The organism is Pseudomonas sp. 5.2 (assembly GCF_059025405.1).
Genome location: NZ_JBYBHH010000002.1, coordinates 94,351 through 118,838 on the forward strand (window position 1 = coordinate 94,351; position 24,488 = coordinate 118,838).

23 protein-coding genes are annotated in these 24,488 nt (G+C 62.8%); 10 read left to right on the forward strand and 13 right to left on the reverse strand.

Going from position 1 to position 24,488, the window contains the following annotated elements:
- Nucleotides 1–32: 32 nt before the first annotated feature.
- From AC5PZ0_RS04110 to AC5PZ0_RS04120, 3 genes are all read right to left on the reverse strand, one after another.
- The gene (locus AC5PZ0_RS04110; protein ID WP_493854420.1) at nucleotides 33–737 is read right to left on the reverse strand and encodes a hypothetical protein; all 705 of its coding nucleotides are present in this window, start codon (nucleotides 735–737) and stop codon (nucleotides 33–35) included.
- Between the two features lie 222 nt (nucleotides 738–959).
- Nucleotides 960–1,934, reverse strand: coding sequence for a 2-hydroxyacid dehydrogenase (locus tag AC5PZ0_RS04115; protein WP_493854421.1), 975 nt, complete (start codon nucleotides 1,932–1,934; stop codon nucleotides 960–962).
- Between the two features lie 202 nt (nucleotides 1,935–2,136).
- Entirely contained in the window at nucleotides 2,137–3,084 is a 948-nt protein-coding gene (locus AC5PZ0_RS04120) for a LysR family transcriptional regulator (protein WP_027595283.1), read from the reverse strand.
- A gap of 191 nt (nucleotides 3,085–3,275) precedes the next feature.
- Here AC5PZ0_RS04120 and AC5PZ0_RS04125 point away from each other — a divergent pair, with 191 nt between their 5' ends.
- The 4 genes from AC5PZ0_RS04125 to AC5PZ0_RS04140 are packed head-to-tail and all read left to right on the forward strand — an operon-like array spanning nucleotide 3,276 to nucleotide 8,055.
- Nucleotides 3,276–4,805, forward strand: a complete 1,530-nt coding sequence (locus tag AC5PZ0_RS04125; protein WP_493854422.1) for an efflux transporter outer membrane subunit — start codon at nucleotides 3,276–3,278, stop codon at nucleotides 4,803–4,805.
- On the forward strand, nucleotides 4,802–6,979 hold the full coding sequence (locus tag AC5PZ0_RS04130) for an FUSC family protein (protein ID WP_027595285.1): 2,178 nt from the start codon (nucleotides 4,802–4,804) through the stop codon (nucleotides 6,977–6,979). The genes AC5PZ0_RS04125 and AC5PZ0_RS04130 overlap by 4 nt, the downstream gene beginning before the upstream one ends.
- Before the next feature lie 4 nt (nucleotides 6,980–6,983).
- Nucleotides 6,984–7,184, forward strand: a complete 201-nt coding sequence (locus AC5PZ0_RS04135) for a DUF1656 domain-containing protein (protein ID WP_027595286.1) — start codon at nucleotides 6,984–6,986, stop codon at nucleotides 7,182–7,184.
- A 10-nt stretch (nucleotides 7,185–7,194) separates the two neighbouring features.
- On the forward strand, nucleotides 7,195–8,055 hold the full coding sequence (locus AC5PZ0_RS04140) for an efflux RND transporter periplasmic adaptor subunit (RefSeq protein WP_493854423.1): 861 nt from the start codon (nucleotides 7,195–7,197) through the stop codon (nucleotides 8,053–8,055).
- A gap of 9 nt (nucleotides 8,056–8,064) precedes the next feature.
- On the opposite strand, the gene AC5PZ0_RS04145 is transcribed toward AC5PZ0_RS04140, so the two are convergent.
- Together AC5PZ0_RS04145 and AC5PZ0_RS04150 are read right to left on the reverse strand one after the other, a co-directional pair.
- Nucleotides 8,065–8,793: an RHS repeat-associated core domain-containing protein gene (locus tag AC5PZ0_RS04145; RefSeq protein ID WP_493854424.1), complete on the reverse strand. Its 729-nt coding sequence runs from the start codon at nucleotides 8,791–8,793 to the stop codon at nucleotides 8,065–8,067.
- 104 nt (nucleotides 8,794–8,897) lie between these two features.
- On the reverse strand, nucleotides 8,898–9,353 hold the full coding sequence (locus AC5PZ0_RS04150) for a universal stress protein (RefSeq protein WP_493854425.1): 456 nt from the start codon (nucleotides 9,351–9,353) through the stop codon (nucleotides 8,898–8,900).
- A 273-nt stretch (nucleotides 9,354–9,626) separates the two neighbouring features.
- Here AC5PZ0_RS04150 and AC5PZ0_RS04155 point away from each other — a divergent pair, with 273 nt between their 5' ends.
- The 4 genes from AC5PZ0_RS04155 to AC5PZ0_RS04170 all read left to right on the forward strand — a co-directional run bounded on the left by AC5PZ0_RS04155 (nucleotide 9,627) and on the right by AC5PZ0_RS04170 (nucleotide 14,725).
- Nucleotides 9,627–10,532 carry a LysR family transcriptional regulator gene (locus tag AC5PZ0_RS04155; protein WP_099430398.1) on the forward strand — a complete coding sequence of 302 codons (906 nt, stop codon included), beginning with the start codon at nucleotides 9,627–9,629 and terminating at the stop codon, nucleotides 10,530–10,532.
- Between the two features lie 114 nt (nucleotides 10,533–10,646).
- Nucleotides 10,647–12,188 carry an MFS transporter gene (locus tag AC5PZ0_RS04160; RefSeq protein WP_238209595.1) on the forward strand — a complete coding sequence of 514 codons (1,542 nt, stop codon included), beginning with the start codon at nucleotides 10,647–10,649 and terminating at the stop codon, nucleotides 12,186–12,188.
- A gap of 27 nt (nucleotides 12,189–12,215) precedes the next feature.
- A complete protein-coding gene (locus AC5PZ0_RS04165; protein WP_099430396.1) occupies nucleotides 12,216–13,277 on the forward strand; it encodes an HlyD family secretion protein in 1,062 nt (353 codons plus the stop codon).
- Entirely contained in the window at nucleotides 13,274–14,725 is a 1,452-nt protein-coding gene (locus AC5PZ0_RS04170) for an efflux transporter outer membrane subunit (RefSeq protein ID WP_493854426.1), read from the forward strand. The genes AC5PZ0_RS04165 and AC5PZ0_RS04170 overlap by 4 nt, the downstream gene beginning before the upstream one ends.
- Before the next feature lie 131 nt (nucleotides 14,726–14,856).
- On the opposite strand, the gene AC5PZ0_RS04175 is transcribed toward AC5PZ0_RS04170, so the two are convergent.
- Both AC5PZ0_RS04175 and AC5PZ0_RS04180 read right to left on the reverse strand, forming a co-directional pair.
- Nucleotides 14,857–15,681 carry an SDR family oxidoreductase gene (locus AC5PZ0_RS04175; RefSeq protein WP_099430394.1) on the reverse strand — a complete coding sequence of 275 codons (825 nt, stop codon included), beginning with the start codon at nucleotides 15,679–15,681 and terminating at the stop codon, nucleotides 14,857–14,859.
- Between the two features lie 152 nt (nucleotides 15,682–15,833).
- Nucleotides 15,834–16,298 carry a multidrug transporter gene (locus AC5PZ0_RS04180; protein WP_099430393.1) on the reverse strand — a complete coding sequence of 155 codons (465 nt, stop codon included), beginning with the start codon at nucleotides 16,296–16,298 and terminating at the stop codon, nucleotides 15,834–15,836.
- A gap of 177 nt (nucleotides 16,299–16,475) precedes the next feature.
- Between AC5PZ0_RS04180 and AC5PZ0_RS04185 the strand changes: the two genes are divergently transcribed.
- Both AC5PZ0_RS04185 and AC5PZ0_RS04190 read left to right on the forward strand, forming a co-directional pair.
- Nucleotides 16,476–16,634 (forward strand): hypothetical protein, encoded by a 159-nt coding sequence (locus tag AC5PZ0_RS04185; RefSeq protein ID WP_493854427.1) that lies wholly within the window; start codon nucleotides 16,476–16,478, stop codon nucleotides 16,632–16,634.
- The gene (locus AC5PZ0_RS04190) at nucleotides 16,628–16,894 is read left to right on the forward strand and encodes a hypothetical protein (protein WP_493854428.1); all 267 of its coding nucleotides are present in this window, start codon (nucleotides 16,628–16,630) and stop codon (nucleotides 16,892–16,894) included. The genes AC5PZ0_RS04185 and AC5PZ0_RS04190 overlap by 7 nt, the downstream gene beginning before the upstream one ends.
- 63 nt (nucleotides 16,895–16,957) lie before the next feature.
- Here AC5PZ0_RS04190 and AC5PZ0_RS04195 read toward each other — a convergent pair whose 3' ends face one another.
- From AC5PZ0_RS04195 to AC5PZ0_RS04220, 6 genes are all read right to left on the reverse strand, one after another.
- Nucleotides 16,958–18,412, reverse strand: a complete 1,455-nt coding sequence (locus tag AC5PZ0_RS04195) for a mannose-1-phosphate guanylyltransferase/mannose-6-phosphate isomerase (protein WP_027595300.1) — start codon at nucleotides 18,410–18,412, stop codon at nucleotides 16,958–16,960.
- A 37-nt stretch (nucleotides 18,413–18,449) separates the two neighbouring features.
- Nucleotides 18,450–19,097 (reverse strand): alginate O-acetyltransferase AlgF, encoded by a 648-nt coding sequence (locus tag AC5PZ0_RS04200; protein ID WP_027595301.1) that lies wholly within the window; start codon nucleotides 19,095–19,097, stop codon nucleotides 18,450–18,452.
- A gap of 20 nt (nucleotides 19,098–19,117) precedes the next feature.
- Nucleotides 19,118–20,275: an alginate O-acetyltransferase gene (locus AC5PZ0_RS04205; protein WP_027595302.1), complete on the reverse strand. Its 1,158-nt coding sequence runs from the start codon at nucleotides 20,273–20,275 to the stop codon at nucleotides 19,118–19,120.
- Between the two features lie 11 nt (nucleotides 20,276–20,286).
- Complete coding sequence (locus AC5PZ0_RS04210; RefSeq protein WP_085273969.1) at nucleotides 20,287–21,744, reverse strand: MBOAT family O-acyltransferase; 1,458 nt, start codon at nucleotides 21,742–21,744, stop codon at nucleotides 20,287–20,289.
- 190 nt (nucleotides 21,745–21,934) lie between these two features.
- The gene (locus AC5PZ0_RS04215; RefSeq protein WP_493854429.1) at nucleotides 21,935–23,038 is read right to left on the reverse strand and encodes a mannuronate-specific alginate lyase; all 1,104 of its coding nucleotides are present in this window, start codon (nucleotides 23,036–23,038) and stop codon (nucleotides 21,935–21,937) included.
- 7 nt (nucleotides 23,039–23,045) lie between these two features.
- Nucleotides 23,046–24,485 carry an alginate O-acetyltransferase gene (locus AC5PZ0_RS04220; protein ID WP_493854430.1) on the reverse strand — a complete coding sequence of 480 codons (1,440 nt, stop codon included), beginning with the start codon at nucleotides 24,483–24,485 and terminating at the stop codon, nucleotides 23,046–23,048.
- Nucleotides 24,486–24,488: the final 3 nt, after the last annotated feature.

Sequence of the window (24,488 nt, forward strand, 5' to 3'; positions counted from 1 at the left end):
ATCGGTGGGTGAAATACCACCCGGTACGCATTTCACGATGCGCTGAATGTGACAGTGACGGCCATTGTATCGCTGGAATCGTTACCTGCGCGTGAGAGGGCCGTATACATAACCGTATACTCGCCATAAATGGGTTTGCCATCAATGAAGAATGTATCTTTAGGTATTTTACCTGTGATGGGGTCACCCTCTTTCGCGCGTGGAGGTGTCGGCAACGTCACGCTAGTCTTCTTGGGTCCGATTATAGTAACAATGCAGTGGTCTCCAACTCTGTTATAGGTGAAAGGTGGGGCTGTAAAATCTAAGCTGTCATGGTTGTCGAAGTAGGTGAGGTTGAATGCTGTGGTATCCATTACCAAGGGGGGCGCTTGGATGGGTTTTTTTAAATCGACGGTGAAAGAGGTTGTGACATCCCATTCATTATCGTCTCTTTTTGATTTTAATATGTAACGAAGGGATTGTTTCTGGCTCTTTTTGAATCGATTCGAAGGAAGTTGGAAGTTTAGTTCCTCTGGAAGCGGTGTATGGAAGTCTCGTGTAAGGATTGGCAGTTCCGGGGACTCGCTGCTGTGCGTAATGTAAAAAACGGAGGGTACAGGCCATTCGCTTGTTTCGGGGATGGTTATATTTAAAAACTCTGCCATCTTGGCGGTCTTGATGAGGTTTTCTTCAGGTCCCGGGATATCTACAACGTCATCAAATTGGATGTCTTGAAGAATCGGGTCGGTCTTTTTCATTTTGGTAGTCCTCAGAATAGCAATGAAGGTAGTGTTCTTCTGCATTGTTAATCTGAGGTGTAGCGGATGTCACCTAGCAAAAATGATAGGTGCGTAGCGTTGGCAATGGGCCAATAAGCGAGTTGTTTCAGATTGCTCGCTTATCGCAAGGGGTGTGTGCAGAGGGAGTGCGCCATTCGCCAGCAGCTTTGCGAATGGCGCGATAAAGTCAGTTGAAAACGCTCAATGCTTCCACACCTGCGGGTTCACCAAATCCTGCGGCCGCTCGCCCAACAGCGCCGCACGCAGGTTGTCCATCGCCCGTTTGGCCATGGCCTCGCGGGTTTCTGCGGTGGCCGAGCCGATGTGCGGCAGGGTCAGGGCGTTGGGCAGTTTGAACAGTGGAGAATCGCTCAGCGGTTCCTTCTCGTACACATCCAGGCCGGCACCGCGAATCGTGCCGTTCTGCAGGGCTTCGATCAGCGCCGCTTCATCGACCACCGGGCCGCGGGCGATGTTGATGAGGAAGGCGCTTGGCTTCATCAGCTTCAGCTCCCGTGCACCGATCAGCTTGCGGGTGGCGTCCGACAACGGCACCACGATGCAGACGAAATCGGCTTCGGCCAGCAGTTGCTCCAGGCTGCGGAACTGCGCCCCCAGCTCTTGCTCCAATGCGGTCTTGCGGCTGTTGCCGGTATAGATGACTGGCATGTTGAACCCGAACCGGCCGCGGCGGGCAACGGCGGCGCCGATGTTGCCCATGCCGACGATGCCCAAGGTCTTGCCGTGCACATCGCTGCCGAAGTGCGCCGGGCCGACGGTGGCTTGCCACTGGCCGGCCTTGGTCCAGGCATCCAGCTCGGCCGTGCGCCGGGCGCAGCCCATGATCAGCGAGAAGCCCAGGTCTGCGGTGCTTTCTGTGAGTACGTCGGGGGTGTTGGTCAGGGCGATGCCGCGTTCATTGAAGTAGTCGACGTCATAGTTGTCGTAGCCGACCGAGACGCTGGAGACCACTTCAAGCTTGGCCGCGCCTTCGAGTTGGGCACGGCCAAGCTTGCGGCCGACGCCGATCAGGCCGTGGGCCTCGGGCAGGGCTTCGTTGAACTGGGCGTTGATGTCGCCGAGCTTGGGGTTCGGCAGGATCACGTTGAAGTCTTGTTGCAGGCGCTCGGCCATGGCCGGGGTGATGCGGCTGAAGGCCAGGACGGTCTTTTTCATCGGCAACTCTCTGCAAGGCTAGGGTGGACTGCCAGGCAGTTGACCGCGTTGCGGTCATTCGCAGCACAAGGCTGCTTCTACAAAGGTCGCTGTAGGAGCAGCCTTGTGCTGCGAATGGAGGGCATCGCCCTCCCATGGTCCTGGCGCTGGAAGCAATGGTTAGCAACCTACCATTGCTCCTCCCCTCAATGCAGCATGTTTCTCAGTTGGCGATCTGCACCTGATGGGTTTTCAGGTCTGCCTCATGCGCTGCCAGAATTTCCGGCAGCGAGTTGCGCAGGTACTCGACCCAGGTCTTGATCTTGGCATCCAGGTACTGGCGCGACGGGTAGATGGCGTACAGGTTCAGCTCTTGCAGCCGATACTCGGGCAGCACCCGCACCAGGCTGCCGTCGCGCAGCCCGTCGATGGCCGAATAGATCGGCAGCACGCCCACGCCCATGCCACTGCGGATCGCGGTTTTCATGGCGTCGGCGGTGTTCACCTGGAACGGCGAGCTGGTGATGTTGACCATTTCCTGGCCTTCCGGGCCGTCGAACAGCCACTTCTCCAGCGGGATCACCGGGCTGACCATGCGCAGGCAGGCGTGCTTGAGCAGGTCGGCAGGCTTGTGTGCGATGCCGTTGCGCACGATGTAGTCGGGCGAGGCGCAGACGATGCTGTAGGTGATCCCCAAGCGCTGCGACACGAAGCCCGAGTCCGGCAGCTCGGTGGCCAGCACGATGGACACGTCGTAGCCCTCGTCGAGCAGGTCCGGCACGCGGTTGGCCATGGTCAGGTCGAAGGTCACGTCCGGGTGCGATTCGCGGTAGCGGGCAATGGCATCCACCACGAAGTGTTGGCCCACCCCGGTCATGGAGTGAACCTTCAATTGCCCGGCCGGGCGGGCATGGGCGTCGCTGGCCTCGGCCTCGGCTTCTTCAACGTAGGTAAGAATCTGTTCGCAGCGCATCAGGTAGCGCTTGCCGGCCTCGGTCAGCGCGATGCGGCGGGTAGTACGGTTGAGCAGCCGAGTTTGCAGATGGGCTTCCAGATTGGAGACCGCCCGCGACACGTTCGCGGTGGTCGTATCCAGTTGCGCCGCGGCAGCCGTGAAGCTGCCAAGCTGGGCTACGCAACTGAAAGCACGCATATTTTGCAGGGTGTCCATGGGTCACTCTCAAGGTAGAGGACAAAATTGTGTCACGAAGTAACGACGAAGTTATTAAAAGATGCCTTCGACCAAAGGCTGATTATCGCGCGTTTGGTAACAAAGATTCGCAGGAATATGCGCTTATCGCCAGTCCTGCCGCCCCCTAGAATTGCCCGGCCCCTCCACCTCTTCCTCGGGAAATCGCAGCTGTGCCGCGTCGCATCATCAGAACGCTTCAAGTGTTCAGTGCCTGTGCCCTTACCCTCACCTTGAGCGGCTGTATCGGAACCTGGGGCATTGCCCCGCAAAGCAAGACATTACACGCCAATACCCTGACCACCGACGCGGCGATACGCGAAGCGGCCACCGACGCGCACTGGCCCGACCAGCAGTGGTGGCAGGCCTATCGCGACCCGCAGCTGAACCGCTGGGTCGCATTGACCGTCGAGGGTAGCCCGAACCTGGCCATGGCCCTGGCGCGGGTGCGCGAGGCCAAGGCCATGGCCGGTGTGGTCGAGTCGGCAGAAAAGCTGCAAGCCAATGGCCAGGCCACACTCAAGCGCCACAACTGGCCCGAGGATCAGTTCTACGGGCCTGGTGCGCTGTCGGGCGCCAATACCTGGGACAACAACGCCGCCATCGGTTTCAGCTATGCCCTCGACCTCTGGGGCCGCGAGCGCAATGCCAGCGAGCAGGCTGTGGACCAAGCGCACATGAGTGTGGCCGAGGCCCGCCAGGCGCAGCTCGAGCTGCAGAACAACGTGGTGCGTGCCTATATCCAGCTAAGCCTGCACTTCGCCCAGCGCGATATCGTCAAGGCTGAACTGGAGCAGCAGGAGCAGATCCTGGCCCTGGCCAAGCGTCGGCTGGACGCAGGCATCGGCACCCATTTCGAAGTCAGCCAGGCCGAAGCGCCGCTGCCCGAAACCCATCGTCAGCTCGACAGCCTTGACGAAGAAATCGCCCTGACCCGCAACCAGCTTGCTGCGCTGGCCGGCAAGGGGCCAGGGGAGGGCGCGCAGATCCTGCGCCCGACCCTGACCCTCGGCGCCCCGCTCACGCTGCCGTCGGCGCTGCCCGCCGAGCTGGTCGGCCAGCGCCCGGACGTGGTCGCCAGCCGTTGGCAGGTGGCCGCGCAAGCCCGTGGCATCGACGTCGCGCATGCCGGCTTCTTCCCCAATGTCGACCTGGTCGGCAGCCTCGGTTTCATGGCCACGGGCGGCGGCCCGCTGGAGTTTCTCACCGGGCGCAAGTTCAACTACAACGTCGGCCCGGCAATCAGCCTGCCGGTCTTCGACGGCGGCCGCCTGCGCTCGCAACTGGGCGTCGCTTCAGCGGGCTATGACATGGCCGTCGCGCGCTACAACCAGGCCGTGGTCGGTGCGTTGAAGAACATCTCTGACCAGTTGATCCGCCGCGAGTCGATGAAAGAGCAATCGCACTTTGCCGCCGAATCGGTCGCCGCCGCGCAGAAGACCTACGACATCGCCATGGTCGCCTTCCAGCGTGGCCTGACCGACTACCTCAACGTGCTCAACGCGCAGACCTTGCTGTTCCGTCAGCAGCAGGTACAGCAGCAGGTGCAGGCCGCCCGCCTGATCGCCCATGCCGAGCTGGTCACCGCCCTCGGCGGTGGCCTGCAAGCGGGCAAGGACGTGCCGGAGCAAGAGCGCCAGGCCGCACCGAAAACCCCGGCCACCCTGGCCATTTTCGACAAGCAGCCGGATAACGCCAAATGAGCACCTCAAGCCTGCCCGTGCGCTGGCTGCAGAGCCTGGAGTGGCGCCGGGGCTTCTTTGCCTGGGCGCGCACCGATGGCGTGACCTGGGTCTATATCTTCAAGGTGCTGGCCGCCGCCTTCATCACCCTGTGGCTGGCCATGCGCCTGGAACTGCCGCAGCCGCGCACGGCAATGATCACCGTGTTCATCGTCATGCAGCCGCAAAGCGGCCACGTGTTCGCCAAGAGTTTCTACCGGGTGCTCGGCACCCTGGCAGGCTCGGCGATGATGGTCGCACTGATCGCCATTTTCCCGCAGAACACCGAGCTGTTCCTGCCCAGCCTGGCCCTGTGGGTCGGCTTGTGTTCGGCAGGCGCGATGCGCTACCGCACCTTCCGCGCCTATGGCTTCGTGCTGGCCGGTTACACCGCGGCGATGATCGGCTTGCCGGTGCTGGAGCACCCCGACCAAGCCTTTATGGCGGCCGTGTGGCGGGTGCTGGAAATCGCCTTGGGGATTTTGGTTTCAACGTTCGTCAGCGCCGCGATCCTGCCGCAGTCGGCCAGCGCCGCCATGCGTAACGCCCTCTATCAGCGCTTTGGTGTGTTCGCCGGCGTGGTGGTCGAAGCCCTGCGCGGTGATAGCCAGCGCGACCGTTTTGAAAGCAGCAACGTGCGCTTCATCGCTGAGGCTGTGGGCCTGGAAAGCCTGCGTAACGTCACCGCCTTCGAAGACCCGCACATGCGCAGGCGCAGTGGCCGGTTGGTGCGCATGAACAGCGAGTTCATGGCCATCACCACGCGCTTCAATGCCCTGCACCGGCTGCTCGAACGCCTGCGCGCCCGTGGCCCGCTGCAGATCGTCAGCGCCATCGAGCCGGGCCTGGACACCTTGGTCGAACTGCTTCAGCCCTACGTGGGCCGCGCCTTGACCGATTCGGACGCGCTGCGCCTGACGCTTGAGCTGGCCGCCTACAAGGAGGGCCTGCAAGCCCAGGTGCGTGGCTTGCGCGCCGAGTACCAGCAAACCAACCCCAGCGAGTCCGACCTGCTCGACTTCCACACCGCCTTCGAGCTGCTGTATCGCTTTGTCGACGAGATGTTCAGCTATGCCGAGACCCATGCCTCGCTGGCCGTGCACAAGCACGAGCGCGAGCAGTGGGACGAGCCCTATGTGGCGCAGACCAGCTGGCTGGTGTCGTTGGCTGCTGGCGTGCGCGCCTCGGCGGTGCTGTTGCTGCTGGGCAGTTACTGGTTGCTCAGCGACTGGCCCAGCGGCGCCATGATGACGCTGATCGCCACGGTCACCGTGGGCCTGTCGGCGGCCTCGCCCAACCCTAAGCGCATGTCATTCCAGATGGCCTGTGGCACGGCGATCGGGGCCTTCGTCGGGTTCTTCGAAACCTTCTTCGTGTTCCCCTGGATCGACGGATTCCCGCTGCTGTGCATGGTCCTGGCACCGGTCTTCGTGCTGGGGGCGTTCCTGTCTTCGCGGCCGGCTTACGCCGGTTACGGCATCGGTTTGCTGGTGTTTTTCGCCATCGGTTCGGTGCCCAACAACCTGACCGTCTACGACCCTTACACCTTCATCAACGACTACATCGGCATGGTCATCGGTATGTTCGTCTGCGCCGCGGCCGGGGCGATCATCCTACCGCCCAACAGCCGCTGGCTGTGGAGCCGGCTGGAGCAGGAACTGCGTGAACAGGTGCTGTTCGCCATCAGTGGCCGCTTGCGCGGCCTGGGTTCAGCCTTCGAGAGCCGCACCCGCGACCTGCTGCACCAAGCCTATGGCCTGGCTGCCGGCAAGCCGAAGGTGCAGAGCGAGCTGATGGGCTGGATGTTCACCGTGCTGGAAATCGGCCACGCCATCATCGAGCTGCGCAAGGAACAGGCCCGCGCCCCAATCCACCCGGCCTACGCCGAGTCGCAGCCATGGCGCCAGGCCATCCGCGTCATGGGCCGCGCCCTGGCGCGTTTGTTCCTGCAGCCCAGCGCCAGCAACCACGAGCGCGCACTGGTGGCGGTGGACCATGCCATCAGCCGCGTGCAGGCCACCGACGAACCCTTCGCCCGGCACTTCGACACCTCGGTGCTGCGCCGCGCGCAAAGCTACTTGCACTTCATCCGTTCTTCCCTGCTGGACCCACAGTCGCCGCTGGCACCGGCGAAAGGACTGCACCATGCCCCGTGAAATCATGCCCCGTGAAATCGCCTTCCATGGCGTGTACATGCCCACCATGACCTTGATGTTCCTGTTCGCCCTGGGCCTGGCCTGGGGCCTGGACCGCTTCATCGCCAGCCATGACGGCTACCGCTTTTTCTGGCACCCGGCGCTGCTGCGCCTGAGCCTGTTCGTCTGCCTTTTCGGCGCCCTCGCGCTGTCTGTCTACTGGTGAGAAACCTTCGATGAAAAAGTTCTTCAGCCTGATCGCCACCCTGCTGGTGCTGGTGGCCGCCGTGGCGATCGGCCGCCAGTTGTGGCTGCACTACATGACCACGCCCTGGACCCGCGACGGGCGCGTGCGTGCCGACATCATCAACGTCGCTGCCGACGTGCCCGGCTACGTGGTGGGGGTACCGGTCAAGGACAACCAGCGGGTGAAGAAGGGCGACCTGTTGATCCAGATCGACCCTGATCACTACCAAATGGCCGTCGACCAGGCCAAGGCGCTGGTTGCCTCGCGCAAGGCCACCTGGGAAATGCGCAAGGTCAACGCCAAGCGCCGCGCCGACATGGACAACCTGGTGATCTCCAAGGAAAACCGCGACGACGCCAGCAACATCGCCAACTCGGCCCAGGCGGATTATCAACAGGCCCTGGCCGAACTGGCGGCCGCCGAGCTGAACCTCAAGCGCACGCATATCGTGGCCACGGTGGACGGTTACGTGACCAACCTGAACATCCACAAGGGCGACTATGCCCGCACCGGTGAGCCGGTGATGGCGGTAGTCGACGAGAACTCGTTCTGGGTTTATGGCTTCTTCGAAGAGACCAAGCTGCCGCACGTGAAAGTGGGGGACCAGGCTGAGCTGCAGATGATGAGCGGCGAGCGCATCAAAGGCCACGTAGAGAGCATTGCCCGCGGTATTTATGACCGCGACAACCCCCAGAGCCGCGAGCTGATCGCCGATGTGAACCCGACCTTCAACTGGGTGCGGTTGGCGCAGCGCGTGCCGGTGCGGATCCACATCGATGAAGTGCCGGAAGGGTTTTTGCTGGCGGCGGGGACGACGTGTACGGTGGTGGTGAAGCCGAGTGAAGGGTGATTATTGCAGTTACCCTCCTCTTATGCGGCCCTGCAACTCAACGTTCGATACGTTGTCTTGATGTCGGGTCGTTATAATGCCTAATCTATCCATGCTGGTAACAATCTTGTAGTGGGGGAACTGGATAGCCCTGATCAAACGTACGTTGCTGTTGGGTTGTTGCACCTCGAAGTTCAGAGAAGCATAGATAGGTTCTTCAGTGCGGTTACGTACACGTACGCTGTTGCTGGGGTGGTGTAAGTTAGATTGAATAGATATATATAGATTTTCTGGATCGCTTATGTCAGATGTGGGCGTTACGCGGTCTGATTGTGGTGATTGGGGGGCTGATCGTGGGGCCATTATGCCGTAGGCCGGATTGGCGCTTGAAACGACTCGGCGTTTTTTCTGGCCTCTAATCGCGTTAAGTATCTTCGTCCAAAAGCCGATGTGTCCGGTCGGATCGCTATTGTTTACTGGGTCACCACCACAATAAACATAGGCATTTGGACCACTTTCACCGAATGGGCTCCAACTGTCCGGGCTATTGAAACGCATTAGCTTCGAATTGAATGCTCTATACCCGTTACCCAATAAATAATAGCCCGCTATTGAATCTGCGAGCTCTCCGTTGAAACCGAGTAAGCTGACCAGATGCTTGTGAGGGCTCCTTAGACCATAGGCGGAATAGGTAAAGTGCTGGCGGTGTGGAGGTTCGGATCCCTGCGCTGTTTCCTGGTAATGGTTTGCCACGAGCATTCACCTTGGTTGGTTGGGTGGCTGATGCTTGTATGCTGATTCAATAGGCCAATGCTGACTACTGGCTGTTTTGTCAGGTACTGAGTAGCTGTAGCACCGGCACATCAATGTTGGTTTGCCATGCCCACCATTACTGGAACCTCAACACGATCAATCACCTTCGCGCTGATCGACGGATCCAGCAACCGCCCCAATCGTGACAGGTGGCGATGACCCATGATGATCAGTTCGCAACGCAGATCTTGCGCCTTGCTGACGATGGCCTCGACCGGCTGCCCGGCCACCATGCAGCCCTGGCTGGTGAAGCCGGCGTCCTGCAACTCGCGCACGGCCTTGGCTACGGCGTGGTCGGCATGCTGCTGCTCCTCGCAGGCGGCGGGGTATTCCTCCAGTTCTTCGGTGGTGTAGGGCGCGGGTTGCTCGTGCACGGCGAAGGTGCTGTCGATGGCCAGCAGCACATGCAGCTCGTGTTCATCGGGGCGGCAGTAGCGGCGGGCGAGGGTGAGCAGGGCGAAGGATGCGGGGGAGGCGTCGATGGCGATGAGGACCGGGGTGGGCATGGGAATCCTTGTCGAAGCTAAATGATGTGCTGGCTGTACCGGCCTCTTCGCGGGGCAAGCCCGCTCCCACAGGTTGGCCGCACAAACCTCGGGCATTGCGGGGTACCTGTGGGAGCGGGCTTGCCCCGCGAAGAGGCCGGTACAGCCACTGCATCACTTATGGCCCATCCAAAGCCCAGAATAAATGCCCCACCACGCACGACCTTATTGCGTCAGACGCAATCCTCCAACCTGCTACCATCGTCGTTCCCACAATCGCCACGGAAAACGGCCATGCAACTCCCGGACATGAACCTGCTCGTCGCCCTCGACGCCTTGCTTGACGAAGGCAGTGTGGTGGGCGCCGCGCAGCGCATGAACCTGAGCCCGGCCGCCATGAGCCGGACCCTGGGGCGCATTCGCGATGCCTTGGGCGACCCGATCCTGGTGCGCGCCGGCCGTGGCTTGGTGCCGACACCCCGTGCGCTGGCGCTGCGCGAGCAGGTGCATGGGCTGGTGGAGCAGGCCGGGCAGGTGTTCCGCAGCCGTGACGATGTCGACCTGGTCAACCTGGACCGGGCCTTCAACATCCGCACCAACGACCTGTTCATCGCCCTGTACGGCGCCCAGCTGTTGCGCATGATGCTGGCCCAGGCACCGCGTACGGTGCTGCGTTTCGTGCCCGAGGGCAGTGGCGACGATGATGCGGTGCTGCGCAACGGGCATATCGACCTGATCATCAGCTCGGCCGTAGAGCTGGGCCCGGAAATCAAGGTGCAGAGCCTGTTCAACACCTACTTCGTAGGCTTGGCGCGCGAGGGCCACCCAATCTTCGATGCCGAGATTACCCCTGAGCGGTTCGCCGCCTACCCGCAGATCAGCGTGTCGCGCCGTGGCCGGGCCAATGGGCCGATCGATGTGGCATTGGCCAACCACAAGGTCGAACGGCGGGTGGCGCTGATCACCACGAGCTTCCACTCGGCGATGTTTTCGCTGCCGGATTCGGACCTGATCCTGCCGATACCGGCCAACATCCTCAACAGTGTGCAGCGCTTGAAACTGCCCCTGCGCTCGTTCGAGATCCCGGTGCCGTTGGAGAAGGTCAACGTCAAGCAGGCCTGGCACCCGCGGTTCGACAATGACCCGGCACACCGCTGGCTGCGCCAGACGTTGAAGGCATGTGGCAGCTTCGACCCGTAACAGAGGCCGATTGCGTTTGGCGCAATATAAACCTGCCAACAAGTCAGTTTTCGTAAGCATTCGACCTTCTTAGACTTGCTCCAGCCCTGAAATTGTTGCTGGAGATGTATTCCCATGAGTTCCCTGACCGCGCCTTCTGCTGCGCTGGCTGCCGCCCCCGCGCCGGCCGCCCCCGTGCAGACGGCATTCGGCCTGCAGGTGGTGGTGGGGTTGTTTGGGGTGTTGCTGGCCGTACTCTGTGCCGGCCTCAACGAGGCGGTGACCAAGATCTCGCTGGCCGATATCCGCGGCGCCATGGGCATCGGTGCCGACGAAGGCGCCTGGCTGCTGGCTGCGTACAGCGCGGCTTCGGTGTCGGCGATGGCCTTCGCACCCTGGCTTGCCACGACCTTTTCCCTGCGCCGCTTCACGTTGTCTGCCATTGGCGTGTTCGCCGTGCTGGGCCTGCTGCAACCGTTCGCCCCCAACCTGCACAGCCTGATGCTGCTGCGGGTGCTGCAAGGCTTTGCCTCGGGCGCCTTGCCGCCGATGCTGATGAGTGTCGCGCTACGTTTTCTGCCACCGGGCATCAAGGTCTATGGCCTGGCCTGCTATGCCCTGACCGCCACCTTCGGGCCGAACCTCGGCACACCGCTGGCGGGCCTGTGGACCGAGTACGTCGGCTGGCAGTGGGCCTTCTGGCAGATCATCCTGCCGTCGCTGCTGGCGATGTTCTGTGTCGGCTGGGGCCTGCCCCAGGACCCGTTGCGCCTGGAGCGCTTCAAACAGTTCGACTGGCGTGGCGTGCTGCTGGGCCTGCCGGCCATCAGTTGCATCGTCCTCGGCCTGTCGCTGGGTGACCGCTGGGGCTGGTTCGACTCGCCGCTGATCTGCTGGCTGCTGGGCGGCGGCCTGCTGTTGCTGGTGCTGTTCCTGTACAACGAGTGGTCCGAACCGCTGCCGTTCTTCCAGTTGCGCATGCTCTCGCGGCGCAACCTGAGCTTCGCCCTGGTGACCTTGGCCGGTGTGCTGATCGTGCTCTCCGGGGTGAGCAGCATTCCGTCGGCGTACTTGGCGCAGATCCAGGGCTACCGGCCGGCGCAGACCAGCCCGCTGATGATGCTGGTGGCCATGCCGCAACTCATCGCCCTGCCGCTGACCGCAGCGCTGTGCAACATCCGCGCGGTGGACTGCCGCTGGGTACTGGCGATGGGGCTCGCCATGCTGGCGCTGTCGTGCGTGGGCAGCAGCCTGTTGACCTCCGAGTGGATACGCGGCGATTTCTACCCGTTTTATCTGTTGCAGGTGTTTGGCCAGCCGATGGCCGTGCTGCCGCTGCTGATGCTCTCCACCAACGGCATGACCCCGCAGGAGGGCCCGTTCGCCTCGGCCTGGTTCAACACGGTCAAGGGGCTGTCGGCGGTGATTGCCGGCGGCTTGCTGGATGTCTTGGGCACTGTGCGCCGGCATTTCCATTCCAACCACTTGGTCGACAGCCTGGGCAATGCGCCGCTGATCGATGACAGCGCCGCCGGCCTTGCCCGGCGCATTCATGAACAGGCCCAGGTACTGACCTCGGCCGACCAGTACCTGGTGATGGCGTGCATCGCCGTCGCGTTGATCTGCCTGATTCCCTTTGTGCCTACCCGGATCTTCCCGCCGCGTGCGGTGGCTTGAGCCCGTGACTGAATTCGAGACTTAGAAATGACCAACAACCGCAAAACACTTTTCATCGGCTCGGTGCTCGCCGTGGCCGTGCTGGCCGGCATCGTCGGGCCTTGGATGCTGGGCAGCGATCACCGCCAGCGCACCAACGACGCCTATGTGATCGCCGATTACACCGTGGTCGCGCCCAAGGTCGCAGGCTTTATCAAAGAGGTGCTGGTCGAGGACAACCAGCAAGTCACGGCAGGCCAGTTGCTCGCGACCCTCGATGCCCGCGACTACCAGGCCGCGCTCGACGCAGCCCAGGCGCAATTGCTGGTGGCCAAGGCGCAGAGCGCCGATGCCCGCGCCACGCTGGAGCGCCAGGCCGCCTTGATTGCCCAGGCCGAAGCCGCCGTGAAAGCCGCCCAGGCCGAAGCGGCGTTTGCCGATCATGAAGTCAACCGCTACAGCCGCCTGGCCGAGCAAGGTGCCGGCACCGTGCAGAACGCCCAGCAGGCGCGCAGCGGGGTCGACCAGGCCCGTGCGCGCCTGGCCAATACTCAGGCGGCGTTGGTGGCTGCACGCAAGCAAGTGGACATCCTCAGCGCCCAGGTGGCCAGCGCCGATGGCCAGCTCAAACGGGCCGAAGCGGGGCTGGAGAAAGCCCAGCTCGACCTGTCCTACACGCGCATCATCGCACCGGTGGACGGCATGGTCGGCGAGCGCGCCTTGCGTGTCGGCGCCTATGTCAATCCGGGGGCTCGGCTGTTGTCGGTAGTGCCTTTGCAGCAGGCCTACGTGGTTGGCAACTTCCAGGAAACCCAGCTGACCCATGTGCAGCCCGGCCAACCGGTCAGCATCAGTGTCGATACCTTCTCGGGCGAACAACTGCATGGCCATGTCGAGAGCATCGCACCGGCCACCGGTGTGACGTTCGCGGCGGTCAAGCCGGACAATGCCACCGGTAACTTCACCAAGGTGGTGCAGCGCATCCCCGTGAAGATCGTGTTCGATGACGGCCAGCCGCTGCTTGCACGGCTGCGCGTGGGCATGTCGGTGGAAGCCACCATCGATACCCGCGGCGACAAACTCGAAGGCAAAGAGGTGAGCGCGCGATGAAACCGGCCTTTCGCTTGAGCCCGGTGTTGCTGGCGTTGCTGATGGCCGGCTGTACCCTCGGGCCAGATTTCAAACGCCCGGACAGCCAGGCCCCGCAACAGTGGGCAGGCTTGCAAGGCGAGGCCGCAGCCAGCCAGCCGCAGGCCGAACCGCTGGAGCTGCGCTGGTGGGAGAACTTTCACGATGCCCGGCTCAGCGCGCTGATCCAGCGGGTCGCCGAACGCAACCTGGACTTGCAGATGGCCAGTGCGCGGCTGCTGCAAAGCCGTGCCTTGCGCAGTACGGTAGCAGCGGATGAAGCGCCTTCGGTCGATGTGAACGCAGGCTACAGCCGCGCTCGCAACAGCGCCGAAGGGCTGAGTGACCCCTCGGGCCACGCGGGCAAATCGGCATTCAACCTGTGGCAGGGTGACCTGGTCGCGGGGTGGGAGCTGGACCTCTGGGGCCGAGTACGCCGGCAAGTGGAGGCTGCCGATGCGACGGTCGAAGTGGCCGAGAATGACCGCCGTGGCGTGTTGCTGGCGCTGTTGTCGGAAACCGCCGGCAACTACATTCAGCTGCGTGCGGTGCAGCACACCCTGGACGTCACCCGTGACAACCTGAAGGTGGCGCAGCACAGCCTGAAGTTGTCCGAGAATCGCCAGGCCGAAGGGGTCGCCACCCGCCTCGACGTGGCCCAGGCCAGTGCCCAGGTCGCCTCCATCGAAGCACGCCTGCCCAGCCTTGAGGCCAAGCGCGACGACTTGATCAACGCCCTCAGCCTGCTCGCGGCCGAGCCGCCCCGCAGCCTTCAGGCACAGTTGCTCGAAGGGGGTGAACTGCCCGCGCCCCAGCAGCAGTTCGCCATCGGCCTGCCGTCGGAGTTGGCCGAGCGCCGGCCGGACATTCGCCAGGCCGAGGCGCGCCTGCATGCGGCCACCGCCAGTATCGGCGTGGCCAAGGCCGACTTCTACCCGAGCATTCGGCTGTCGGGCAGCCTGGGCTTCCAGGCCATGCAGCTGTCTGACTTCGGCGGCTGGGACTCGCGCCGCTTCGCCTTTGGCCCGCAACTGTCACTGCCGATTTTTGAAGGTGGGCGGCTCAAAGGCACGCTGGAACTGCGTGAGGCGCAGCAGCAGGAAGCCGCGCTCAACTACCGCAAGGTGGTGCTCGGTGCCTGGCATGAAATCGACGATGTGCTGCGCCTGTATAACGCCAGCCAATTGCGTCGCGACCATTTGGCCGAGGCGGTGCGGCAGAACCGTATCGCCTTGGAGACTGCCCAGCGCCAGTATGTGGAAGGGGCGGTGGACTTTCTCAATGTGCTGACCGTGCAAGGTGCGTTGCTGGCCAGCGAAGAGCAGTGGATCGACAGCTCGGCGGCGGTTTCCCAGGCGCTGGTGGGGCTGTACAAGGCGCTGGGTGGGGGTTGGCAGGCGTTTGATACACAGCCTGCGAACAAGGTTTGATAGGTGTTGTGGCAGTACCGGCCTCTTCGCGGGTAAACCCGCTCCCACAGGTACCGCACAGACTTTGAGCACTGTGCAGTACCTGTAGGAGCGGGTTTACCCGCGAAGAGGCCAGTACTGCCAAGCATCAATCAAAGCGGCCGCAGCAACCCAAACCGCTTGCGCAACACCCAGTCCAGCAACCGCCGCGGCAACAGCCTGGCAATCAGCGGCAACGCCGTGCTGCCATTACCCAGCCTGACCACCGCAGGCACCGCCGTTTTGCGCGTAGCCGCCAACACCCCTTGGGCAAACACCGCCGCTGGCGTCGGCCGGTCCTGCGATGCCCGCGCCCGTGCCTGTACATATTCACGCAGTGGCCACCACGGAGAATCCGCGGCCAACACCTGATCGGCCTGGCGCTGGGCATTGCTGGCGAACTGCGAAGCGATCGCCCCCGGCTGCACTTCCATCAGCCGAATGCCAAACGGCGCCAGCTCCAGGCGTAGTGCATCGCTCAGGGCGTTGACGGCAGCCTTCGAGGCGCAGTAGGCCCCAGCGAACGGCGTGACCAGCACCCCAGAAACGCTGCCGATATTCACCACCAGCCCACGCGCGCGGCGCAGCAGCGGGAACAACGCGCGGGTCACGCCGACCACGGCGAAAACGTTGGTTTCGAATTGCTGGCGCATGGCGTCCACACCCCCGTCGAGCAATGGGCCCATGGCACCGTAGCCAGCGTTGTTGATCAGCATGTCGAGGCGGCCGTGGCTTGCTTCCAGCTCATCGGCCAGTTGGATCAGGGCTTGGCCATCATTGACGTCCAGTTGCCGGGCGGTGAAACCGGCGGCGGCTAAATGCGCGACGTCTTCAGGTTTGCGGGCGGTGGCCCAGACTTCATGGCCGGCATCGCGGAAGGCGTCGGCCAGGGCGCGGCCGATGCCGCTGGAACAACCGGTGATCAGGACGGTGGGCATGGGAGATGGCCTTGAGTCGGGTAAGGTTGTGTTGCCTGTAGTGGCCTCTTCGCGGGCAAGCCCGCTCCCACAGGTACTGCACAGCGCTCAAAATCTGTGCGGTAACCTGTGGGAGCGGGCTTGCCCGCGAAAGGGCCCGACCAGGCGACAGATCAATTGGCAAATGTACCCTGCAGATGCTCAGCCCGAAACTCCAGCGTCTGCGGCCGATAGCCAGAACGCAGTGGCGGCAAGGGCAGGCAATCCTTCCACTCGGCACCCGGCTGCAGCTCACCTGGCCCCCGGTAACGCGGCGCGCTGTAAGTGTTTTCGGCCAGGTTGACGGTATCGCCCGGCGCATACGCCCCCACCCGCCAACGCAGTTCGGTCAGCGGGGCCTTGTTGCCGTTCTTCATGTGAACCTGCAGCGCACGGTCGGCGGGGCATTGGTCCGGGGCATAGCTCAGGCGCAAGTCCAGGCGCGCCAGTTGTGTGGCTTCGCGGTTGTCTTGCCAGGCCACGAACAGGGCGACCAGGCCGATGCCACACACGGCGGCCAGGGATATCGGCAACGCCTTCGCTGGGTAACGCAGCAGCAGTACCAGCCAGGTGAGGATGAGAACGGCGCCGATAAGCATGAGTCGGTGACCTCAGGTACGCAATTCAGACCATCGTAGCGGTAAACCGACCTCGCTTGAAGGACGGCCTTGAAGGCCAACTACCTCGTAGTCCTGCGAGTACCGGCATGGCGAGTAGCAAATTAGTCTGTCGTCGACGCGTTCACTCAATGAATCGAAAACGACAAGGTACTCACGATGAACACAGTAATTGATCTGCTAGCTGAAGAAGCTGAACTGCATGACGGTGTCGAGGGGCACGCTTGCGCAGTGGTGTCTATCAAAGACAATGACGGCTTCGTTGCCGACACCCGTATGCCAACGAAAACAATGACCGCCCGATTTTCGTTTTGGTAACCCAAACCAAAGACCTGAACGGCGGGCTGAGCGCGCTGGGTGTGGCCATTCGGCTGTTTTACGATCAAGCGGGGAAACCGTCGGTCCAGAGCGTTTTTGCAGTCGTGGATTCGGGCACGTACTTGGCTCATCGCATCAATCAACGGGACGTACTGTGGGATCAAGACAGTCGGCAACTGACGATCGATTTCGACGTTGATTTCCGATTTGGGGGTGAATCGTTCAACATGGCCAATGGGCGCATCGAACTTAAGGTGTAATTTCACCATGCGCAAAAAAACCGCTCCCTTTTAAAAGGGGAGCGGTTTTTCTGAGCACTGTACTTATTGCGCGATGGTCTTCACCGAAACCCCACGCTCGACCGGCGTCGAAGTGCGCCCATACACATCTTCGAAACGCTCGATGTCATCCTCGCCCAGGTAGCTGCCGGACTGCACTTCGATGATCTCCAGTGGGATCTTGCCCGGGTTGCGCAGGCGGTGCACCGAGGCGATCGGGATGTAGGTCGACTGGTTCTCGGTGAGCAGGAACACGTTCTCGTCGCAGGTCACCTCGGCGGTGCCGGACACCACGATCCAGTGCTCGGCGCGGTGGTGGTGCATCTGCAGCGACAGGCTGGCGCCTGGCTTGACGGTGATGTGCTTGACCTGGAAGCGGCCGCCCATGTCCACCGAATCGTACGAGCCCCATGGGCGGTACACTTCCAGGTGGTTCTGGGTCTCGCTGCGGCCTTGCTCGTCGAGGGTCTTGACCATCTGCTTGACGCCTTGGACCTTGTCCTTGTGGGCAATCATCATGGCGTCCTTGGTCTCGACCACGACGATGTTCTCAAGGCCGATCACCGACACCAGCTTGCCGTTGCCGTGGATCATGCAGTTGCGGCTGTCTTGCACCACCACATCGCCCTTGGTGACGTTGCCGTTGTCGTCCTTCTCGTGCACATCCCACAGCGATGACCAGCAGCCCACGTCGCTCCAGCCGGCCGACATCGGCACCACGCAGGCGCGCTGGGTCTTTTCCATCACCGCGTAGTCGATGGAGTTGTCCGGGCAGCAGGCGAAGGTGGCTTCGTCGATGTTCAGCACATCACCGTCTGCCTGGCTGCGCTCCAGGGCCAGCACGCAGGTGTCGTAGATGTCGGCGTCGTGCTTTTTCAGCTCTTCGAGGTAGCGGCTGGCGCGGAACAGGAACATGCCGCTGTTCCAGAAGTAGCCCCCGGCCTTGACGAACTCGGCGGCGCGTTTCTCGTCGGGCTTTTCAACGAACTGCGCCACCCGCGCCACACCTTCAGGCAGCAGTGCGTCCTGGCTGGAGCGGATGTAGCCATAGCCGGTCTCGGGTTTGGTCGCCGGCACGCCGAACAGCACCATCTCGCCACGCTCGGCGGCCACGGTGGCCAGGGCCAGGGCGCGCTGCAGGGCTTTCTGATCGTCGATCACGTGGTCAGCGGGCAGCACCAGCATCAGGTCGTCGCGGCCTTCGCTGACCAGCTTCATCGCGGTCATCGCCACGGCTGGGGCGGTGTTGCGGCCGAACGGTTCCATCAGGATGCCCTGGGTTTTCAGCTTCAGTGCCGAGAGCTGTTCCTGAACGATGAACGTGTGGTCCTTGTTGCAGACCACGATCGGCGCGTCCATGCCTTCGAACACCAGGCGTTGGATAGTTTGTTGGAACAGCGTGTGCTCACCGGTCAGGGCCAGGAACTGCTTGGGGAACTGCTTGCGCGACAGAGGCCACAGACGCGAACCGCTACCACCAGAAAGAATTACCGGGATCATGATGTTTCTCCAATAAGGTCGTTAATGAGGCAGGGGATCAGTTAGTGGACACTGGGCGGGTAACCCAGACCGGCGACAGGCTGCTGCCGGAACCGGTGACGTACAACACGGCAGCTTCGCCGCGCTCCAGGGCGACGGGTTTGACGTCGCTGACTTTCTTGTCGCCGGCATACAAGGCGAGGTTGACCTTGACCGGGTTGATCTCACGCTCGCCACGGCCTTTGGCGGCGACCGGCGTTACCACTTCGGTCTTGCCATCGGCGGTCTTCAGGGTCAGCGACTGGTCGCTGAGGTTCTGTACGCGTACCAGGGCTTTCTGCTTGTTCTTGAACGGCGGCTCTTCGATCAGTTGCGGGTTGCCGCTGCCGCTGTTGACCAGGGTGTAGTACTTGTCCGAGGCCAGCTTGACCGGCACGCTCTTGCCGCCCACCTGGGCGGTGTAGTCACCGCCTGGGAGGAAGCTGAAATCGCTGCTGGCCTGGGCGCCGACCTGCTTGATCTGGGTGTTGCCGACCGAGGCGGCGGCAGGCGCGCTGGCGGCGTTGTACAGGCGCACGAAGGTCGAACCTTTCGGTGCGGTGGGGCCGTACAACGCGGCGTCGGCACCGGCGAAGGCCTGCATCGAGGCAAGGGACAGGCCTGCTGCGAGGGTGAGGGCTTTGGCAATGGAAGTCTTGGTAGTCATGTGCATTTCCTCTCTTTCGATCAGTGGTTCGTCCGGGTGGACGACAGGGCCAGGTTTTCTTCGGATTTACGGGAGTTCTTCAGCTGGGCGATCCACTGCGGATCGAAGCTGCTGAGGTCGTTTTTCATGGGCAGATAACGTTCGGGGAATTCCCACACCACGACTTGTGGGGCGGCATTTTTGAAGGCATCGCTTTGCAGGTACTTGAGCATCGGCAGCAGCGGGCCGTGGCCGTCTTCGGCGTAGTTGGCGACGTCGCTGCGCAAGGCTTGCTGCAAGGCGCCGAGGAAGTTCCAGTGCGGGTTGGCGCTGTAGCTGGTGCCGACCAGTGCGACCGGGATCTGGCTGTCGGCGAACAGCGCGTCGCCCGCATCGCCAGCGGCTTGGGCTGGGCGCGTGGTGCGTTGCTGCAGGTTGTCCGGGCTCGGCAGCAGGTTGCTGAACAGCGGGTCGAGTGGCAGGAAGTTGGTCAGGTCGCCTTTGTAGGGCGCCGTGTTGCCGGCTTCGGTGATGAAGGTTTGCGGGTCGCCATTGAGCAGGCTCTGGCGGCTGACCGCTTCGGCCAGGGCTTGTGCCGCGACTTCGGCGCCCATCGGCGTCCAGTGCGTGTCGGTGCGCAGGAACACCTGGCCGCGGGCCTTGGCCTGTTCCATGGGCGCCATCAGGTCTGGGGCGAACACGTTGGCCTGGCGGGCTTGGGCATGGAAGCGGTTGTACAGGTCGTCGTGCAGGCTGGCGGGCAGCTCCTTGCCGACGTATTCGGAATAGACCCGCGCCTTGGCCGGCACGATTGCCAGCACCAGCTGGCTGCCGTGTTGTTGCAGGGTGTCGCGCACGCCACGGATCAGCGCCAGGTTTTCTTGCATCAGTTGCTCGGCACCGGCGGTGGGTTTGAACTCTTCATCGCTGAACAACCACTGGTCGCGGCCCAGCACCACGCCCGGGCGGCCTTCGTTGAACAGCTTGAAGTCCAGCGCCGCCCAGAGGTTGGTGCCCAGGCGCTTGATCGGGAACTGCTCGTCGTAGTGGGTCTCGGCGGCCTTGGCCAGCTTGCCGTTGAGCAGGGTCATCTGCGCGGTGCGCTGGAAGCTTTCCAGGCCGCCGGTGGACCAGGCGCCCATGCCGACCAGCAGGCCGAGGAACGACAGCGAATAGGTAATGCGTAATGTCCGGGTCATGGTCATCAACCTCAGAACTGGAAGTAAAGGAACGGCGAGTAGCTCTGCGCCGAAAGCTTGAGGATCGAGGCCACGAACAGCAGCAGGACCAAGGCGCGGGTCATCACCCGAGTCCAGTCCAGGCCGATCGAGCCGTCGGCGTTGACCTGCACCGGGGTTGCCTTGGGTGTCGGCTTGGCATTGCGGTAGAAGTCGCGCAGGCCGAAGAACGCCAGGGTGAGGTAGGCGATGACCAGGGTGGCCACCTGCAAGCCGGTCAGCTGGGCGCGGTTGAGCTCCGACAGCTGCCATTCACCAAAGCTGAACATGGCGGCGTACATGCGCCCGGCCACGTGCAGGTTCTCGGCGCGGAAAATCACCCAGCCGACCACGACCAGCAGGAAGGTGAAGGCCCACTTGACCGGGTTGAAACGCTGCGGGTTGGTGTCGATGCCCAGCGCCCGCTCGATCGCCAGCCACATGCCGTGCCAGGCGCCCCAGAGGATGTAGGTGAAGTTGGCGCCGTGCCACAGCCCGCCCAGCAGCATGGTCAGGAACAGGTTGCGGTAGGTGTTGAAGGTGCCTTTGCGGTTGCCGCCCAGGGTGATGTACAGGTAGTCACGCAGCCAGGTCGACAGGCTGATGTGCCAGCGGCGCCAGAACTCGGTGATCGACTGGCTGATGTAGGGCTGCTTGAAGTTCTCCATGAAGCGGAAGCCCATCATCAGGCCCAGGCCGATGGCCATGTCGCTGTAGCCGCTGAAGTCGAAGTACAGCTGCGCGGTGTAGGCCAGGGCGCCCAGCCAGGCATCGCCGGTGGTCGGGTTCTGCAGGGCGAAACAGTGGTCGGCCACCACCGCCAGGGTGTCGGCGATGAACACTTTCTTGATGAAGCCCTGCATGAAGCGGGTGCAGCCTTCGGAGAACTTGTCCAGGGTGTGGGTGCGGTTGTTGAACTGGTCGACCAGGTCTTTGAAGCGCAGCACGGGGCCGGCGATCAGGTGCGGGAAGATCGCCACGAACGCCGCGAAGTCGATCAGGTTGCGGGTGGCCGGGGTGTCGCCGCGGTACACGTCGATGATGTAGCTGATCGACTCGAAGATGTAGAACGAGATACCGATCGGCAGCAGCACGTGGGTGAGGATGAACGGCTCCAGGCCGAACGAGGTGATGATCGCATTGAGGCTGTCGACGCCGAAGTTGGCGTATTTGAAGTAGCCGAGGATGGCCAGGTCGACGCCCACGCCCAGCAGCAGCCAGCGCTGGGCCGGTTTGGTACGCACGCCGGCGGCGCCGACTTTCAGGCCGATCCAGTAGTTCCACAGGGTCACGCCGGCGAACAGGGCGAGGAAGTCCACCCGCCACCAGGCATAGAAGATGTAGCTGGCGATCAGCAGTAGCAGGTTGCGATAGCGTTGCCCGCTCAGGTAGTACAGGCCGAGAAAGATCGGCAAGAACAGGAACAGGAACACGTTGGACGAGAAGACCATCCCGGTTCTCCTAATTTGTTCACAGCATCCAGGGCAAAACGCCCCCCAAACCCCCCACGCAATGTGGCGGGCTACCTAGATCCCTGTAGGAGCTGGCTTGCCTGCGATGCAAGGCGAAGCCTTGCCCAGCGATAGTCAGGGGCCGCTTCGCGGCCCATCGCCGGCAAGCCGGCTCCCACAGGGTTTTGCGTTATTTCTTCGAAGCCGCGCTCGGGTCATAGACCCGGGTCAGGTTGCCGCCGAGCCTGAAGCTGTCGAACGGCTGCATACCGTGCTTGCGATCAAGGGTGTCGCCGACGCACTGGTACAGCGCGCACCAGGGCTCGAGCCAGGCGTACTTGCTGTCGACCTTGAGGTCTTTCATGTCCTGTTTTGTACCGGCGCGTTCAGCGAAATGGCGCGGGTCACGGGCGCCGGCCAATACGCCTTCACCCAGGCGCTGCAGGGCGAAGTTGTTCTCGCTGCGCAGGTCCACGCCATTGACCTTGGCGAAGCTGGCGATCATCGCCAGCGGTGGCAGGGCATAGTTGTGGTAAGCCAGGGCGCGCTGCTTGCGTTTGATTTCGTTGGGCAGGAAGCCTTGGTCGTCGATCTGGTTGGCGCCGACCTTGTATTCCTTCACGGCCCAGTCGAACAGGTCGCGACGGTCGGTGGCCACGGCGGTGGCCATCACCGACCAGGCCGCCCAGTAGCTGTGGTTATTGATCTTCTCCAGCGGCAGGTCGCTCCAGTCGCGCACGGTCTGCTCGGCCAGGCGGGCGAACCAACGCTCGATCTGCTCGGCCTCGGCCTGGTGCGCGGCCAGGGGCTGCGCGTTGGAGAACTTCAGGCGCAGCCACGATCCGCTCATGCTGCCCAGTGCCCATTTGCGCATCGACTTGCCGGTGTGGTTGTAGTCGGTGGACAGCAGGGCGTCGGCCCGCGCCCAGGTTTCGAGCCAGGCCAGCGTGCAGTCGAGCTGCGCCGGGCGGCCGTCACGCATGTACTGGCCGACCATCTTGCTGACCCCTTTCTCCAGCGTGGTGATGTCGGCCGTGGAGTCGCGGAAGGCTTTTTCCGAGGCCACATTGAGGGTCGCCCGGGCCTTGTCGGAGCCTTCGTACTTGCTGCGAAACTGCAGCGCGCCGGTGTACGGCCTGGGGGCAGGTTCGCAGCGGAACTTGCCATCGCTGGTCTTGAGCTTTTCGATCCCCTCGTAGTAACCCAGGGGCGGTACCAGCGCGGCGTGCGCGGCGCCGCCGAACAGGGCCAGGCTGAGCAGGGCGGGGCTGATGAGTCGCTTGAATGGGGTCATGGTCGCCTCACTGGCCGGCTTGCGCGGTTTGCGCAGGCACGGCGAAGTTGTTGCGTTTGCAGAGTTTGGCCTCGACCTTCTGGGTGCCTTTCTCCGGCCCCTGGACCTCGAAGGCCAACAGGTTCTGGCTGGCCCAGTCTTCGTCTTCGCGCATCTGGAAGACGAAGCGGCCGTCGGTGTCGGAGGTTTCCGGTTTCTCCAGCTTGATGTCCTCGTGGCGGCCGTTGAGGTACCAGAGGGTGGCCTGCAGCACCTTCACCGAAGGGTCTTCGAACTTGACGTCCATCTGCAGGTTGCGGTTGATCAGGTCTTTGATCACACCGCCCTTGCCGTTGACCATCAGCTCGTTCTTGCCGGGCTTGAGCGTGGCGCTGGCGCTCATCAGTGCCGGGCGTGCGTCACAGCCATCGTCGAGCAGGCCGAGGATCTGCCGCCAGATGGTTTCCTGGTCCAGGCGATACAGCGGGGAGAACTCCCAGATCAGAATCTTCGGCGGGTTTTTCTGGAACTCTTCGCTGCCCAGGTACTGGATCATCGAGCCTTCCAGGCCACCGCCAGGGAAGGCGACGTTGAGCACGTCGGCGCCGATGTACTGTTCGAGGAAGCCCGAGAAGTTGTAGTTCTTGCCGCTGTGGCTGGTTCCGACCAAGGTGATCTGCGCGTTGCCGCCATCGCCGAACAGGTCGTCGCCGCCGCTCGCGCCTTTTGGCTCGGTGGCGAACTGGTCCATGTACTGCACGGCGTAACTGGTGCCGCAGAGCTGGCCGGCGACGTTGTGCAGGGTGCCGGTCTTGCCCATGCGCCCGGACTTCTTGGTTTCGAATTCCTTGCGTGGGATGCCTTCGAAGGCCGGCATGTGGTGCACGGTGTCGGCCACGATCTTGGCGGCGCGCTCGGCGCCATACGGCGTCCAGTGCTGGTCCCCGCGGAAGTAGAAGTCTTTGCCCTGGTCGGCGGCGGCCAGTTGCTCGTTGGTCAGCGGCGACAGGTCGGGCACGTTGTAGCCCATCTTGCTGAAGCGCTGGAGCATGGCCTGGTAGTTGCCCAGGGCCTTCTGGTAGTCGAAGGCGGCTTTTTCTTCCGGCTTGAGCATGTTGCGGTTCACCAGGCCACGGGTCGGCTGGTAGACCACGACCAGTTCCACGCCGCGCTTCTTGAACGCGTCGTGCACCTGCTGCAGGCGTTTGTAGCCGGCGGGGGTGGTGTTGAACTCGGTGCGCAGGTCCTCGCGGGTACGGAACAGCCAGTCGCCCTGGGCCTGTACCAGCGTGGTGAAGTTCTGCTGGTAGCGGGTGGTGTAGCGGCTGGCGTCGTGCGCCTCGGGGCACAGTTGGCAGCAGGGTTCGGCGCTGAACGTCGGGGCTTTCACCTCGTCGGCGCGCACGCCCTGGCTGATCGCCAGAAGGGCGGCGGACAGGCCCAGCAGTTTCATCAGGTGTGGAGTCATGGT

Bases quoted from the DNA above. Each gene is read 5' to 3' on its own strand.
- AC5PZ0_RS04110 (WP_493854420.1), bottom strand. From the start codon at position 737: ATGAAAAAGACCGACCCGATTCTTCAAGACATCCAATTTGATGACGTT.
- AC5PZ0_RS04115 (WP_493854421.1), bottom strand. From the start codon at position 1,934: ATGAAAAAGACCGTCCTGGCCTTCAGCCGCATCACCCCGGCCATGGCC.
- AC5PZ0_RS04120 (WP_027595283.1), bottom strand. From the start codon at position 3,084: ATGGACACCCTGCAAAATATGCGTGCTTTCAGTTGCGTAGCCCAGCTT.
- AC5PZ0_RS04130 (WP_027595285.1), top strand. From the start codon at position 4,802: ATGAGCACCTCAAGCCTGCCCGTGCGCTGGCTGCAGAGCCTGGAGTGG.
- AC5PZ0_RS04135 (WP_027595286.1), top strand. From the start codon at position 6,984: ATGCCCCGTGAAATCGCCTTCCATGGCGTGTACATGCCCACCATGACC.
- AC5PZ0_RS04140 (WP_493854423.1), top strand. From the start codon at position 7,195: ATGAAAAAGTTCTTCAGCCTGATCGCCACCCTGCTGGTGCTGGTGGCC.
- AC5PZ0_RS04145 (WP_493854424.1), bottom strand. From the start codon at position 8,793: ATGCTCGTGGCAAACCATTACCAGGAAACAGCGCAGGGATCCGAACCT.
- AC5PZ0_RS04150 (WP_493854425.1), bottom strand. From the start codon at position 9,353: ATGCCCACCCCGGTCCTCATCGCCATCGACGCCTCCCCCGCATCCTTC.
- AC5PZ0_RS04155 (WP_099430398.1), top strand. From the start codon at position 9,627: ATGCAACTCCCGGACATGAACCTGCTCGTCGCCCTCGACGCCTTGCTT.
- AC5PZ0_RS04160 (WP_238209595.1), top strand. From the start codon at position 10,647: ATGAGTTCCCTGACCGCGCCTTCTGCTGCGCTGGCTGCCGCCCCCGCG.
- AC5PZ0_RS04165 (WP_099430396.1), top strand. From the start codon at position 12,216: ATGACCAACAACCGCAAAACACTTTTCATCGGCTCGGTGCTCGCCGTG.
- AC5PZ0_RS04170 (WP_493854426.1), top strand. From the start codon at position 13,274: ATGAAACCGGCCTTTCGCTTGAGCCCGGTGTTGCTGGCGTTGCTGATG.
- AC5PZ0_RS04175 (WP_099430394.1), bottom strand. From the start codon at position 15,681: ATGCCCACCGTCCTGATCACCGGTTGTTCCAGCGGCATCGGCCGCGCC.
- AC5PZ0_RS04180 (WP_099430393.1), bottom strand. From the start codon at position 16,298: ATGCTTATCGGCGCCGTTCTCATCCTCACCTGGCTGGTACTGCTGCTG.
- AC5PZ0_RS04185 (WP_493854427.1), top strand. From the start codon at position 16,476: ATGAACACAGTAATTGATCTGCTAGCTGAAGAAGCTGAACTGCATGAC.
- AC5PZ0_RS04195 (WP_027595300.1), bottom strand. From the start codon at position 18,412: ATGATCCCGGTAATTCTTTCTGGTGGTAGCGGTTCGCGTCTGTGGCCT.
- AC5PZ0_RS04200 (WP_027595301.1), bottom strand. From the start codon at position 19,097: ATGACTACCAAGACTTCCATTGCCAAAGCCCTCACCCTCGCAGCAGGC.
- AC5PZ0_RS04205 (WP_027595302.1), bottom strand. From the start codon at position 20,275: ATGACCCGGACATTACGCATTACCTATTCGCTGTCGTTCCTCGGCCTG.
- AC5PZ0_RS04210 (WP_085273969.1), bottom strand. From the start codon at position 21,744: ATGGTCTTCTCGTCCAACGTGTTCCTGTTCCTGTTCTTGCCGATCTTT.
- AC5PZ0_RS04215 (WP_493854429.1), bottom strand. From the start codon at position 23,038: ATGACCCCATTCAAGCGACTCATCAGCCCCGCCCTGCTCAGCCTGGCC.
- AC5PZ0_RS04220 (WP_493854430.1), bottom strand. From the start codon at position 24,485: ATGACTCCACACCTGATGAAACTGCTGGGCCTGTCCGCCGCCCTTCTG.